10 protein-coding genes and 1 pseudogene are annotated in these 14,248 nt (G+C 65.6%); 4 read left to right on the forward strand and 7 right to left on the reverse strand.

What is annotated here, in order from left to right; all coding sequences use genetic code 11:
- The 3 genes and pseudogenes from F7R02_RS21885 to F7R02_RS21895 form a co-directional block, all read left to right on the forward strand.
- Positions 1–118, forward strand: a pseudogene (locus F7R02_RS21885) (IS5-like element ISCARN85 family transposase); the annotation flags it as partial.
- A 94-nt stretch (positions 119–212) separates the two neighbouring features.
- The gene (locus F7R02_RS21890) at positions 213–623 is read left to right on the forward strand and encodes a hypothetical protein (protein ID WP_008577812.1); all 411 of its coding nucleotides are present in this window, start codon (positions 213–215) and stop codon (positions 621–623) included.
- A gap of 108 nt (positions 624–731) precedes the next feature.
- Entirely contained in the window at positions 732–1,121 is a 390-nt protein-coding gene (locus F7R02_RS21895; RefSeq protein WP_078590589.1) for a bleomycin resistance protein, read from the forward strand.
- Between the two features lie 82 nt (positions 1,122–1,203).
- On the opposite strand, the gene F7R02_RS21900 is transcribed toward F7R02_RS21895, so the two are convergent.
- The 6 genes from F7R02_RS21900 to F7R02_RS21925 all read right to left on the reverse strand — a co-directional run bounded on the left by F7R02_RS21900 (position 1,204) and on the right by F7R02_RS21925 (position 12,659).
- A complete protein-coding gene (locus F7R02_RS21900) occupies positions 1,204–2,676 on the reverse strand; it encodes a mannitol dehydrogenase family protein (protein ID WP_078590590.1) in 1,473 nt (490 codons plus the stop codon).
- A gap of 150 nt (positions 2,677–2,826) precedes the next feature.
- Positions 2,827–5,535: a glycoside hydrolase family 3 protein gene (locus F7R02_RS21905; RefSeq protein WP_078590592.1), complete on the reverse strand. Its 2,709-nt coding sequence runs from the start codon at positions 5,533–5,535 to the stop codon at positions 2,827–2,829.
- A 2-nt stretch (positions 5,536–5,537) separates the two neighbouring features.
- Positions 5,538–7,208 carry a glycoside hydrolase family 43 protein gene (locus F7R02_RS21910; RefSeq protein WP_172107352.1) on the reverse strand — a complete coding sequence of 557 codons (1,671 nt, stop codon included), beginning with the start codon at positions 7,206–7,208 and terminating at the stop codon, positions 5,538–5,540.
- Positions 7,209–7,231: 23 nt separating this feature from the next.
- The gene (gene manD, locus F7R02_RS21915; protein WP_005922862.1) at positions 7,232–8,491 is read right to left on the reverse strand and encodes a D-mannonate dehydratase ManD; all 1,260 of its coding nucleotides are present in this window, start codon (positions 8,489–8,491) and stop codon (positions 7,232–7,234) included.
- Positions 8,492–8,502: 11 nt separating this feature from the next.
- Positions 8,503–10,467, reverse strand: a complete 1,965-nt coding sequence (locus tag F7R02_RS21920) for a sialate O-acetylesterase (protein ID WP_078590594.1) — start codon at positions 10,465–10,467, stop codon at positions 8,503–8,505.
- Positions 10,464–12,659 (reverse strand): alpha-glucuronidase family glycosyl hydrolase, encoded by a 2,196-nt coding sequence (locus tag F7R02_RS21925; protein ID WP_078590596.1) that lies wholly within the window; start codon positions 12,657–12,659, stop codon positions 10,464–10,466. Before F7R02_RS21925 ends, F7R02_RS21920 begins: the two co-directional genes overlap by 4 nt.
- Positions 12,660–12,835: 176 nt before the next feature.
- Between F7R02_RS21925 and F7R02_RS21930 the strand changes: the two genes are divergently transcribed.
- The gene (locus F7R02_RS21930) at positions 12,836–13,909 is read left to right on the forward strand and encodes a LacI family DNA-binding transcriptional regulator (protein ID WP_015471394.1); all 1,074 of its coding nucleotides are present in this window, start codon (positions 12,836–12,838) and stop codon (positions 13,907–13,909) included.
- Between the two features lie 212 nt (positions 13,910–14,121).
- Here the strand turns inward: F7R02_RS21930 and F7R02_RS27745 are convergent.
- The coding region (locus F7R02_RS27745) for a hypothetical protein (RefSeq protein WP_284176098.1) at positions 14,122–14,248 on the reverse strand (127 nt) is incomplete at its 5' end.

The raw sequence follows: 14,248 nt of genomic DNA on the forward strand, positions 1-14,248 counted from the left end.
ACTGTTCCGTCGCTTGAAAGGCTACCGCCGGATTTTCTCGCGCTTCGAGAAGCTGGATGTCATGTTCCTTGGATTCCTCAGCTTCGTCCTAGTCGTTGATGGGCTTCGGATGTGTTAACAGGCCCTAGTTCGCAGGAAGCGGTTTGGCGGCACGTCTCGGACATCGCAAGGCGGCACGCTCACATTCTCAAACAAGGACGTGCGTGAAAACATTGTTGCTGGTCGCGTCGGCCCTTTTGTACGTTGCCGCACTCTGCCTTCCTGCACTGCATGGTGGTGCCGAGCACGTGAGCGGCGTTGTCCTGCTCCTGTTCGGCTGGATCCAGGTGCTCGACGGCCAATGCGTCGCCTGGTTAGGCAACCTGCTGTTCTTCAGTGCGTGGCTCTGTTACCTCTTCAAATCAGATAGGACGGCATTGGGCCTGCTGCTGTCGGCATGCCTGATCGGCATGGATACCTTTCGTGCCACCCGCTATCTGAAAAACGAAGCCGGACACGAAGTGATGATCGACCGGATAGGCGCAGCCTTCTACGTATGGGAGCTGAGCTTTCTGGTCCTGGTGATCGTAGTGCTGATGCGTCTGTCGGAGACGCGTGGCGTCACGCGACCGAATACGGTTTGATACCGTAACCGCCGCCAGGACTTTTAAGGCGCGTGGGGAGCGAGCCTGTCACTTCCATCGAGCTGCGCACATGAGCGCTTCTGAAACGTGGACCCATGGAGATTGGTAATGGACACCAGCATCAACATAGAGGCGCAAACCATCCCAACCCTGCCAAGCCGCTCGATTCCGCAGACGGTGGCGTTCTATCGGCAACTGGGCTTTGTCGGCGATGCGCATCCGCACGATGCAGGTTACGCAATCCTGCGACGTGGCTATGTGGAGCTGCACTTCTTCGCGCATCCGGATCTGGATCCGGCCGACTGTTATGCGGGCTGTTACATCAGGGTCGGCGATGTGGATGCCGTCCACGCAGCGATGCAGCTCACCGCCTTGCCCGAGCGAGGCATTCCACGGCTCGACCCGGTTGGCGACAAGCCCTGGGGCATGCGTGAGTTCGCCATCGTCGATGAGAGCGGCAATCTGCTGCGGATTGGGCAGGTGATCGCGTCAGGGTGATGCATTGCATGAGCGAGGCGACTGCGCTGCTCACCGGCCTGATGGCGCCCGCTGGCGCAATGAGATGGTTCTGCGCACCGTCTTACACCTCACCCATCGACCCAAGGGCGTGTGTCACGTCAGTCGGGGTGGCCGTGCCAAGCGCTGCATAAGCCGCCTGCAAAGACGCACAAAAACGCGCGTCTGCGGACAACGATCCGAACACCGCCTCCAGTGTCAGGAAGGCGGCAACATCATGACCGGCATCGCCAGTCGCATTGCGACCATGCGCACCGAGGGCATCGTTCATCGGGTCGGTCAGCGGAACGCCGTTGTGCGCCTGCCTGCGGACGAAGTGCAGCCACGCGGCAACGGCCAGGCATAGGTGCCGGATCGGTTGGCCGGTAGCGAGTGCATCGCCGATCGTGCCGAGCAGTCGCACCGGAATTTTCTGCGAGCCGTCCCAGGCGATCTGGGCGAGCAGGTGGCGGATGGCGGGATTGCGAAAACGGGCAAGGATGGCGTCGCTGTAGCCTTGCGCATCAAAGCCGTCCATGGTCTGCAAGGTGGGTGCGATCTCCGCGCGCATCAATGTTTGCACGTACGCGGCAAGTTCGCGGTGACGCATGGCGTCGGCCACGGTGTCCAGGTTCAGCAGGCTGCCGAGATACGCCAGCGCCGAGTGCGGCGCGTTGAGCAGACGCAGCTTGGCGCGCGCGTAGCCGGCGATGTCTTCGCTCAGGGTGACGCCTGCGCGCTCGAATGCAGGGCGACCATTGCAGAAACGGTCTTCGATCACCCACTGGCTGTAGCGCTCGCGCTGGATCGGCCAGGCATCGTGCACGCCAAGCTGATCGTGGATGCGCGCGCGCAGCGCATCATCGGTGGCGGGCGTGATGCTGTCGACCATCGAGCGCGGGAAGGCGGCGTGCTGCGCGATCCATTCCGCAAGCGCCGGGTCGACCTGCGCTGCGAGCCGCACAACCGCGCGCTGCAGCAGCGTGCCGTTGTCGGTGAGGTTGTCGCAGCTCAGCGCAGTGAACGGCGCGGTGCCGTTGTGCATGCGCTGCCGCAGCCCGGCCACGAGGTAGCCGATGGCGCTCTGTGGAGTTGCGGGATGGGCGATATCGTGCGCGATGTCCGGATGCGAGAGGTCGAGCGTGTCGCCGGCCAGGCAATAGCCTTTCTCGGTGATGGTCAGCGTGACCAGGCGTACTGCCGGGTCGGCAAGGCGCGCGAGCACGGCAGCGTGTTCGTCTGCGGCGCAGAGCACCTCGCCGATGGCCCCGATGACGCGCAGTTGCGGGTGTTCGTCGAGCAGGGCGAGGGTGTACAGGCCCTCTTGCGGACGTAAGGCATCGCGCACCTGCGGGCGATGCAGCGAGACGGCGCTGATGGCCCAGCTGGGGTCTTCGGCAAGCAGGTCGTCGATATAGACGGCCTGGTGAGCACGGTGGAAGGCGCCTGCGCCGAGATGCACGATGCCGATGGTGGTGCTTGCCAGGTCATAGCTGGGCGTTGCAACCACCGGCGGCAATGTGCCGAGGGTGTCGAGCGAAAGACGTGGTGCGTGCATCGTGTCGCCTGCGAGGTAGGGGTGTCTGGAGGAGGGGCTACGCCGAACCCTCACCCCAACCCCTCTCCCGGGAGGAGAGGGGGTTTTGAAGAAATCCGCAGCCGAAGGGATTGTTTACCCACGGCCGCATGGCGAGAGTGTCAGCGGCTGCTACTTGTCGGTCACGGTAAAGCGCTGCCTGGCGCGGATATCCGCACTGGAGGCGCCGATCTGCACTTCATAGGCGCCTGGGTCCACCCCATACGCCTTGCGCTGCGCGTCGTAGAGCCGCAGTGCATCCTTTGCGTTGATGGTGAAGCCTAGCTCGCGCTGCTCGCCCGGCTGCAGGGCGATACGTTGAAATCCGTGCAATTCCTTGCCGGCACGTTCGCGTTGCGGGGCGAGCGGATGCAGATACAGCTGCACCACCTCATCGCCCGCGCGCTGGCCGGTGTTCTTGACCGTGACGGTGGCAGTGAGCGAGCCATCGGTTGCGATGGTGGTGCGGTCCAGGCGCAGTCCGGAATAGGCGAACTGCGTGTACGACAGGCCGTGGCCGAACGGATACAGCGGCGTGCCGCCGAAGTAGCGGTAGGTGCGGCCGCGCATGGCGTAGTCGTCGAACGCCGGCAGTGTTTCGCTTTCCTTGTAGAACGTCACCGGCAAGCGGCCGCCCGGATTGGCATCGCCGAACAGCGTGTCGGCCACCGCGGTGCCGCCGCGCTGGCCGGGATACCAGGCCAGCAGGATCGCCGGCAGGTGCTGCTGCGCCCAATCGATGGCCAGCGCCGAGCCGGTGGTCAGCACCGCCACCACCGGCTTGCCGGTGGCCTGCAAGGCTTCGAGCAGGTCGCGCTGCGGCTTGGGCAGGCGCAGGTCGGTGCGGTCGCCGCCGGCAAAGCCGGGGTAATTCACCTTCATTTCCTCGCCTTCGACATCGCCGGTCAGGCCACCGACGAAGACCACCACATCAGCGCTGCGTGCCACGTCCAGCGCCTCCTGCAAGGGTGGCCTGGCCCCGGGTTGGCGCCAGGCCAGACGCACGGCGGCATCGCGCTCGCCTTCGAAGTATTCCAGCCGCACCTCGTAGGCGCGGCCGGCCTGCAGCTGCACGTCGACGCCATCGGCGTGCAGGCGGTCGCTGGCGCTCCAGCGGTCGATCACCGGCTTGCCGTCCAGGTACAGGCGCACGCCGTCGTCGGCGGCCGCTTCCAGGTGGTAGGTGCCGGTGGTCGGCGGGACCAGCTGGCCGCTCCAGCGGATGCTGAAGTTGTCCGCCGGCACCGCTTCGCTTGGCCCGGCTTCGCCACGCGCCAGCAGGTTGTCGGTCGGCGAGCCACGGTCCCATTTGAAGCCGATCTGCGCATCCACCCGCACCAGGGCCGGCTTACCCGACAAGTCGCGATTGCGGAAGTACTCGCCACGCAAACCGCGCTCGGGCGAGTTGGCCGATGGCCGCAGGTATTGCGGTTCGATCAACGGGGTGGCGGCGGGATCGTCGCGCCCCTCGACCAGATCGGCGCCGCGCGCATACAGCACCTGCGCATTCGGGGCCGCGGCTCGGATGCCTTGCAGCACGGTGACCGGCGCGGCCGGCGTGCCGTAGTAATTGCCCAGCAGCGCCATGGTGTCGTCGGCGGTGGGGCCGATCACCGCGATGCGCTTGAACTTGGCGCGCGACAACGGCAGCAGGCCATCGTTCTTCAACAGCACCAGCGATTCGCGCGCGGTGCGTCGTGCCAGCGCATCGTGCGCCGGCGATTGGTTGACCGAGGCGGGAATCGTCGACCACGGCAACTGCCCGGGCGGATCGAACATGCCCAGGCGCATGCGCGCGGTCATCAAGGTCTTCAACGCGGTGTCGATCTGCGCTTCGTCGATCAGGCCCTGGCGGACCGCTGCCGGCAGGGTGGCGTACTCCTCCCCGCATTCCAGCTCGGTGCCGTGCTTGACCGCCAGCGCAGCGGCTTGTTCGCGGGTGGCGACGATCTTGTGGTGCTTCCAGATATCCACGATCGCCCAGCAGTCGGACACCACGTAGCCCCTGAAGCCCCATTGGTCACGCAGTACATCCTGCAGCAGGAACTTGCTGGCGCTGGCCGACTCGCCGTACACGCGGTTGTAGGCGCCCATCACCGCATCCACCTTGCCCTCCTTGACCAGTGCCTCGAACGCCGGCAGGTAGGTCTCGTACAGGTCGCGCTGGGAGGGGCGCGCATCGAAGTGGTGACGATCGGCTTCCGGGCCGCTGTGCACGGCGAAATGCTTGGCGGTGGCGTCGAGCTTGCGGTAGCGCTCGCCCTGCGCGTTCTTCGGCGCGTCGGCGCCTTCGCCCTGCAGGCCCTGCACGAAGGTCACGCCCATGCGCGCAGTGAGGAAGGGATCCTCGCCGTAGGTTTCCTGGCCGCGGCCCCAGCGCGGATCACGGAAGATATTGATGTTCGGCGACCAGAAGGTCAGCCCCTGATAGCGCGCGTGCTGGTTCTGGCGCAGGAACTGATGGTGCTTGGCGCGTGCCTCGTCGCTGATCGCGGTGGCGACCTCGTGCATCAGCGGCAGGTCGAAGGTGGCGGCCATGCCGATCGCCTGCGGGAACACCGTCGCCCCGCCGGCGCGCGCCACGCCATGCAGCGCCTCGTTCCACCAATCGTAGGCAGGCACCTGTAGCCGTGGAATCGCCGGTGCGGCGTTCTGCATCTGCGCGGCCTTTTCTTCCAGGGTCATGCGCGACACCAGATCGGCCGCGCGTGCCTCGAAAGAGCGCTGCGTGTCCAGATACGGCGGCGGCGTGGCGGCCTGGGCAGCGCCTGTAGCGCACCCGAATGCAAGCAGGACACCCTGCGCGAGCGAACGAAACGGGGTGGGCGGATGCGAAGGCATGGTCAGTCCTGTGAAGAGCGGTCGGGGTGCGATTGGGCAAAAGGCCCGATCATGCTGCCGACGAAACCGCCGGCCTGTGCGGTGCTGAGAAAGCCGGCATCGTCGTTGCGGCGTAGCCATTGCCAGCCGCGGCCATCGGCATCGAAGGCGAAGCTATACGCACCGCCATCGCCGCTGATCTGCAGCCGCAGCTGTGCCGTGGCCGGGATGCGAGCCTGCGCCAGCGTGGTGGTGGCCGCGCCATCGCGCTTGTCCAGAAACACCTGCACGGCATCGCCATCGCGACGAATGCCGAATGCGTACCACGCGGTCGAATTCTGAAATGCGGCCAAGCCTGCACTGATGCCTGCCTGGGTCGGCACCTCCAGTGCGGTGCTGGCGGTGAAACGCATATGTTGCTGGCGGCGTGCGAGAAACGCGGGTGTGCCGGTACCGTCCAGCCCGTGTGCGTCGGCATGCAGCGTCAACCAGCCCGCCCGCGTGCGCAGGTCGGCCACGTCGTGCTTTGGCACGCGCACGGTCAGCCATTCGCGTTGCAGCGTGGTGTGATCGAAATCGTCGTGCCAGACGAAGTTGCCCGACAATGGCGCCTGCGTGGCAGGTGCCTTCATGCCAGCGGGCGCCTTGGCGATGTAAGGAATCGGCTGTCCCGCCGGCAGGATCGAGGGCCAGCCATCGCGCCACTGCACGGGCAGCAAAAACGTTTCGCGCCCGGTGTTGTAGCGATCGCCGCGATACGGACGGCTGGCGAGAAACACCGCCCACCACTGCCCATCGGGTGTGTCGACCAGGTCCACGTGGCCGGCATTACTGATCGGATGCGCGCGCTCGGCCGGCAGGTCGCGTTGGGTCAGGATGGGGTTGTTCGGTGCCGGTGCATACGGCCCCCACACGGTGCGGCTGCGCAACACCACCTGCGAATGCTGCGGCCCCGTGCCGCCCTCGGCGCACGAGAGGTAGTACCACCCGTCGCGTTGATACAGGTGCGGGCCTTCGATCCAGATCGGCTTGCTGGCCAGATCCACGCCGCCATTGAGCAACACCTTGCGCGGGCCGACTGGTGCATTCTTCGCGATATCGAAGCGCTGCATCCAGATGGCGCGATGCCCGTCGTACAGCGGCGGGCCCTCCGGCGGGCCGTTGTTGAGCAAGTAGGCGCTGCCATCGGTATCGAAGAACAGGGACGGGTCGATGCCGTCGATGCTGGGCAACCACGTCAATGCCGACCATGGGCCCGCGGGATCGTTGGCACTGGCGATGAAATTGCCACCGCTATCGACCGAGGTGCCCACCACGTAAAAGCGCCCGTCGTGATGGCGGATGCTGGCGGCATACATGCCGCGCGACATGCGCAGCCCGTCGTAATCGAGCTGCTCGCGGCGGTCGACCACGTTGCCGATCTGGGTCCAATGCACAAGATCGGTACTCTCCAGCACCGGGATCGCCGGGAAATACGTGAACGTCGAATTGACCAGGTAATAGCGCTCTCCCACGCGCGTGATGCTGGGGTCCGGGTAGAACCCGGCCAACACCGGATTGCGGTAGTGCCCGGCCGGTAGCGGCGTGGCGAATACCGCATCGTCGCCGCGGTATTCGAACCAGTCGAACGCAACATCGGCAGAGGCCTGCGCCTGCGTGTTCGCAGGCACCGCCAAGGCCATCAGCAGGGCCACACACGTGGCAGAAAACGCGCGCATCACCAATCCCACATCGCGCCGTCTTCCAGTCGCGCGATCGGCAACTGCTTGGGCACGTAGGGATACTTCGCTGCAAGCGCTTCGTCGATGTCCACGCCATGCCCCGGCGTCTCGCCGCAGTGCAGGCGGCCATCGCGGAAGTGGTAGTCGTGCGGGAATACCGCATTGGCTTGGTCGGAATGGAACATGTATTCCTGGATGCCGAAATTGGGTACCCAGGTGTCGAAGTGCAAGGCGGCGCCCATGCACACCGGCGAGAGGTCGGTGGCCCCGTGGAAGCCGGTGCGCACCTGATGCAGCGCGGCGAAATCGGCCAGCCGGCGCACATGGGTGAGACCGCCGGCGTGGACGATCGTGGTGCGGATGTAGTCGATCAGTTGCTGCTCGATCAGGTGCTTGCAGTCCCAGATCGAATTGAACACCTCGCCCACCGCCAGCGGCGTCACCGTGTGCTGGCGAATGATCTCGAACGCACGCTGGTTTTCCGCCGGGGTGGCGTCTTCCAGCCAGAACAGCCGGTACGGTTCCAGATCGCGGCCCAGGCGTGCGGCTTCGATCGGGGTGAGCCGGTGGTGCGCATCGTGCAGCAGCTCGATCTCGTCGCCATGGTCGGCGCGCAGTTGCTCGAACAGGCGCGGCACGACGCCGAGGTAGCGCGGCGTGGACCATACGGTTTCGGTGGGCAGCTCGCTTTCGGCCGGTTCGTACGGCTTGCCGCCGACAGAAATGCCGTAGGTCTTCTTAATGCCTGGCACGCCGCATTGCGCGCGAATGGCGATAAAGCCCATCTCGCGGAAACGGCCCACTTCGTCGCTGGTTTCGGCGATATCGCGCCCGTTGGCATGCCCGTACACCAGCGCACCTTCGCGTGAGCGCCCACCGAGCAGCTGATACAGCGGCATGCCGGCCATCTTGCCCAGGATGTCCCACAACGCCACATCCACCGCGGCAATCGCGCTCATCGTCACCGGGCCGCGCCGCCAGTACGCGCCGCGGTAGAAGAACTGCCAGATGTCTTCGATGCGCCCGGCATCGCGGCCGATCAGATTCGGCACCAGGTGTTCCTGCAGATACGCGGCCACCGCCAGTTCGCGCCCGTTGAGCGTGGCATCGCCCACACCGGTGATGCCCGAGCGCGTGCGGATCTTCAAGGTGACGAAATTGCGCCCCGGGCAGGTGACGATGACGCGCGCCTCGACGATCTCGCGGTCGCGGGCAGAGCCTTGCAGCGGTGCAGGGGAGTCGGAAGTCTGTGACATCGTGATCTCGCTCAGGGGGAAGAGGTGGCAGTGATGGGAAGTTCGAACGGGCCGGCCGGCAGGCCGCTGCGGTCGTACAAGGTGCACACAGGGCTGTCGGCCCAGCAGTAACGCACCCGTGTGGCCTGCACGCCGGCAGGAAGACGCAGGCCGATCTCGCGCCCGGACAGCGTGGCACTGGCGTAACGGCAGCTGCCGGCCGCATCGCCGCAGAGCTCGAAGCCGATCGGCGCGTCGTTGCCGTAACTCACCAGCGCGGTGTCGACATCGTCGAAGCCAATGCGCACGCTCTCGCCCTCGCGGCGCGCGTTGCGCGCGACCGGGCCGGAAGGTGCAATCGCTTCGCCATACACCACGTGCCGCGCCGCGCGCGCCAGGCGTCGGCCCAGCTCCTGCTTGTTGGCCGGATGGATGTCGTAGCGGTCGCCGATATCGATTGCCACCGCCAACCCTGCGTGCGCGTCGCTGGCCACGAAACGCCGCTGCGCATCGCGCAATTGCGCCCAGCCGCTGTCGGTTGGCTGGGTAGGCGGTGCGCCGTAATTGGCCAGCTGCACCACCAGCAGCGGCAGGGCTGCGCCGAAGCGCTGCCGCCAGTCGCGCTGCCAGGCAGTGAGCAAGGCCGGGTAGCGCGCTGCATCGCCGGTATTGGATTCGCCCTGGTACCACAGCACGCCGCGCAGGCCCAGGTGTTCCAGCGGCGCGATCATGCCGTTGTACAAGGTGGTCAGCCCGGCCGCCGACGACCACGGTGCGCGCGGTGGCGTGCCCACTGCCTGCGGCACGATGCGGTATTGCCAGGGCGCGTCCAGCGCCACGGTGCTGCCGTCTGCAAATTGCAGTGCGCGCGATGGCGCGTCGCCCAGCAGCCCGCCGCGCCGGTAGGTGTTGAGCACATTGAGCACGATGCTGTTGCGCCCGGCATGCAGCTGCCCGCGCGGCAACGCGTAGCGACGCGGCTGGTCGGCGCCGTAGCTGCTGCCCACGCCGCGTCCGTTGACCCAGGTCTGGTCCAGTTCGTCTACCGGACCGAGTAGCAACGTGGCGTCCTGTGCGGCCTGTGCCGGGGTCAGTTCGACGCTGGTGCGGTACCAGACCATGCCGTTGAAGCCGACCAGTTGCGGCACGCCCCAGTCGTCCCATGCGCCCAAGGCCGACGGCGCGCTCTGCCAGTCGCCCGGCGCATCCGGCTGCCACGGCTCGCTTTCGCCATGGGCACGCCACCAGCGTTCCCATAGTGCGGCCCAACGCGGTGCGGCCGCGACCGGGTCGGTTGCATAGCGCGCCAGCACATCCAGTGCCGGACCATCGTCGCCGGCGGCACGCAGGGCCTTGTCGCCGATCCAGGCCTGCAGTTGCGAACCGCCCCACGACGCATTGATCAACCCCATCGGCACGTCGACCTTCTTCTGCAACTCGCGTGCGAAGTAATAACAGGCAGCCGAAAAGTCTTTGACCGTCTCCGGTTTGGTGCGCTGCCAGGTTGCAGTGCCGCCGAGACCGCGTTGCGGTGTCGGGCTGGATTGTGCGGGCACCTTGAACATGCGGATGCTGGGGTGGTCGGCATCGGCGATCTCGCTGCGCGAATCCAGCGTGCGATGCACCTGCAATTCCATGTTCGATTGCCCCGAGCACAGCCAGACATCGCCGATCAGCACATCATCGATCTGCTGCATCGCACCGTTGGCAGCGCTGGCCTTCAGGCTGTACGGGCCGCCGGCGGCGTGCGCGGGCAAGCGCGCTTCCCAGTGACCTTGCCGGTCTGCGCGAGCCTGCACCTGCGTCCTCTCCAGTTGCACGGTCACACGTGTGCCCGGCGCCGCATCGCCCCACAGGCGGATCGGCGCATCGCGTTGCAGCACCGCATGGTCCTGAAAGATGGGATGCAGTAGCGGCGCATCCGTTGCGCTCGCAAGTTGCGGCAGCAGCAACGCCGACAGCGTGCCGATCACTATCTTTACGCGACATGCGCTCACTTCGGTTTCCCCGGTGCATACGGAAATGTCAGTGCCTGGTAATACGCCAGCGGGTGCGCCGGCGGGCTGACGCCTGCAGGCAACGGGCGCCCGGACACGTTCTGGAAATAGGCGATGCTGGCATCGCGCCACCACTGCGCTTCACGCTGCTGGATCGCCAGGAAATCGGCGACCTGCTGGTAGCGCTGTGCATCGATCTTGCCGGCCAGGCCTTGCCAGGTCGTGCGCATCGCAGCGACCTCGGCCACGCCATGGTCGTAACGCCACACCAGCTCGTCCCACAGCGGCCTGCCGGAGGCCATGCGGTGATCCCACCGCACATGATGGAACCACAGCAGCAACGGCTCGGGCACGCGCTGCACATCGCCGAATACGCGCGCCACGGGCGGCGCATATTGCGCAACGGCATTGCTGCCGCTGGCGCTGCGGTCGAAGCCAATCCCGTTGCGGTCGGCGCGGTGGTAATACACCGGATCCCAGTCCGGGCGTTCGCTGCCGGCATCCCACGGTGCCGGGCCGTAATGGTGGCCGCGCCCCATCAGGTGATGCAGACCGAGCGGAGTCATGTAGTCCACCACCGCTTCGCGCGAACGCAGCATCATGCCCACCACCGGCTCGACCACCGCCGGATCGTTGGAAAATGTCATGCGCGTCCATTCCTGCGCAATGGCCTGCGGCGACAGCTGCGGGTCCCACGCCAGCCGCCCGTACGCGTACCAGTTGGCCTGATCGAAGATCGAGCCGCTCCAGTTGCGATCGGCGCCAATATTGGCCACGCCGGCGATCCCGGTCAGCCGTATGCGTTTGCTCTCGGGAAACAAGCGGCCATCCACTGTCTTTGCAACGGTCGAGCCCTTGCCGCGCGCATAGGTGTCGGCTTGCAAGGTCTCGGAAAATAGCGGGCCCAGATAGGCCAGGTGGGTGGAAAAGCCGAGATATTCCTTGGTGATCTGAAACTCCGGCATCAATGGCGTCTTGCGCATCGCACCGAACAACGGGTGAAATGGCTCGCGCGGCTGGAAGTCGATGGCCCCGTTTTTCACCTGCACGATCACGTTGTCGGCAAATGCACCATCCAGCGGCACGAACTCGCTGTAAGCCTGCTTGGCGCGATCGTCCGGCTGCTCATGCGAGTAAACAAAGGCGCGCCACATCACCACTCCGCCATGTGGCGCCAGTGCGTCGGCCAGCAGGTTCGCGCCGTCGGCGTGGCTGCGCCCATAGTCTTGCGGGCCGGGCTGGCCTTCGGAGTTGGCCTTGACCAGAAACCCGCCGAAATCCGGAATGCGCGCATAGATGGCGTCGGCGGTGTCGCACCACCAGCGCTGTACCTGCGGGTCCAGCGGGTCGGCGGTTTTCAGGCCACCGATTTCGATCGGTGCACTGAAGCGCGCGCTGAGGAATACGGCAATCCCGTAGGGACGAAACACGTTTGCCAAGGCTGCCGCCTTGTCGAGGTATTGCGGCGTCAGACTCCAGGCGTTGGCATTGACGTTGTTGAGCACGGTTCCATTGATGCCCAGCGATGCATTGGCACGCGCGTAGTCGGTGTAACGCGGATCCAGGTAGCCGGGCAGCGTCTGCCAGTTCCACAGCGACGCGCCGGCATAGCCACGTTCCACCAGACCATCGAGATTGTCCCAATGATTGAGCATGCGTAGCTGCAGGCGTGGCGATGTGCGCACATCCAGCGCCGCAAGCGACTGTCCGGTCTGCAGCAGACGCAACAGGTGGAATGTGCCGTATAACACCCCGATATCGCTGCCCCCGACAATGGCGGTGACGCGATGCCCATCAATCTCGGCGCTACGAATGAGATAGCCGTCGCGGCCCAACTGGCCGGTATTGAGCTTCAGGGCCGCAATCTGTGGCGCGCTGGCGGCGCCCAATACGAGTGCGCCATCCTGCGTCACCGCATCCACGCGCGGCGGTGTGCTTCCCAATAATCCCTGCAGGCCGCGCGCCAGTTCATCGCGTGCTGCGTGCAGGGTGGGCGAGTCGCCAACGACGACCAATTGGCTGGCACTGTCGCGCAATTGCGCGGCATTGGCCAGCGGTTGGTAGCGCAACCATAGATCGTAGCCATCTTCGGCATGCGCGCTTGCGGTGACCAGCAGGCCACTGCATAACAGCGCCAGCCACATCAATGCCGGCAGCGTAAATGCGCCAGCACCGATGCCATGTCGCTTCATTGCAGACCCGCTCATGCGGCATGCTCGAGCGTCACGGACGCATGCAGGCGCATATCGCCGCTCTGCCGGCTTCCCGGTACCATGGCTCGCACTGTCATACCTGCACTCGGCGTCCGCGTTACCGCAGCAGCGCCCGTGCATCCCGCAGCTTTTGCACGCATTTGAAGAGGCCACGCTTGGAGAAGGTCAGGAAATCGGTCCGCCGCACCAGCCGCGCGACCACCATCGACGAGGTGGCAGCGCTGGCAAAGGTCTCGCCGATGACGGTCTCGCGCGTGGTCAACAATACCGGCAGCGTGCGCGATGCCACCCGCGAACGGGTCATGCGCGCAGTCGACAAGCTGGGCTACACGCCCAATCTTGCCGCCAGTGCACTGGCGGCCGCGCAGAGCACGCGGATTGCGTTGATCTACAGCGATCCCAGCGGCGCCTACTTGCGCGAGTTGCTGCTGGGCGTGTTGCGGGTGGCATCGCGTACGTCGATCCAGCTGGTGATCGACTGCTGGGACGACCTGGACGCCGACGCCGAACGCAAGGCGGCGCGCAAGCTCGCCAAGGGCGTTGCCGGTGTGATCCTGCCGCCGCCCTTGTGCGAATCCAGGGCTGCAGTGCTGGAGTTGGTGCGCGCCAAGGTGCCGGTGGTGGCGATCGCCTCCAACCATTTCAGCCCGGATGTGGCGTGTGTGCGCATCGACGAATTCGCTGCAGCCAAAGAGATCACCGAACACCTGATCGCACGGGGGCATACGCGCATCGGCTACATCGCCGGGCATCCGAATCTGTCGGCCAGCACGCGGCGCTTCGAAGGCTTTCAGGCGGCGCTGGCCGACGCCGGTTTGCGAATGGATCGGCACCTGGTGCAGCCGGGCGATTACACCTACAAATCCGGCCTGGTCGCTGCGGAAAAATTGCTGGCGCGCAAACGTCGCCCCAGCGCCATCTTCGCCAGCAACGACGACATGGCCGCCGCGGCAATCTCGGTCGCGCACCGGCGCGGTCTGGATGTGCCGCGCGATCTGTCGGTGGTCGGGTTCGACGACACCTCTGCCGCCACTGCGGTGTGGCCGGAAATCACCACCGTGCAGCAGCCCATCGCCGCCATGGCCGATGCCGCGCTGGACATCTTGCTGAAGACGATTCGCGCCAGGGAGCGTACGGCAAGGATGGTCGATCATGTGGTCGCGCACCTGCTGGTCAAGCGGGATTCGGTAGCCGCACCGACAGCGGACGATGCGGCCGAGTCAACGTAGCGATCAGATCACTGCATGCCGCAGGGCGGATGTGGTCGTCTCGCAGGCCTGCATGCAACACATCAGCATTGCCGGTGTGCGCTCACGTCTCTGTGGTCGCGCATCACATGGCAGCCAGTGCTGGCCGCCGCAGTGTGGTAGCTGGCCCACCGTCGCGATGCAGACAGTCATTGCACGCGCCAGGTGAGGCGAAGCGCGTGCAGTGGCAAGGCTCAACGCGTCAGATACTGATTGATCAGGTTTTCATACGCTTCCTGGCGGCCGCTGATCTGCTGGGGCGCATTGCCGGCCGCATGCTTGGCCAGATCCGCCAGCGTGGTCTTGCCTGCGGCAAAGTCC

The sequence above is a fragment of the Xanthomonas cissicola genome (assembly GCF_008801575.1).
Classification (GTDB): Bacteria; Pseudomonadota; Gammaproteobacteria; order Xanthomonadales; family Xanthomonadaceae; genus Xanthomonas; species Xanthomonas cissicola.

Excerpts from the sequence above, each read along its gene's own strand:
- F7R02_RS21925 (WP_078590596.1), bottom strand. The coding sequence starts at position 12,659 with ATGAAGCGACATGGCATCGGTGCTGGCGCATTTACGCTGCCGGCATTG.
- manD (WP_005922862.1), bottom strand. The coding sequence starts at position 8,491 with ATGTCACAGACTTCCGACTCCCCTGCACCGCTGCAAGGCTCTGCCCGC.
- F7R02_RS21895 (WP_078590589.1), top strand. The coding sequence starts at position 732 with ATGGACACCAGCATCAACATAGAGGCGCAAACCATCCCAACCCTGCCA.
- F7R02_RS21900 (WP_078590590.1), bottom strand. The coding sequence starts at position 2,676 with ATGCACGCACCACGTCTTTCGCTCGACACCCTCGGCACATTGCCGCCG.
- F7R02_RS21905 (WP_078590592.1), bottom strand. The coding sequence starts at position 5,535 with ATGCCTTCGCATCCGCCCACCCCGTTTCGTTCGCTCGCGCAGGGTGTC.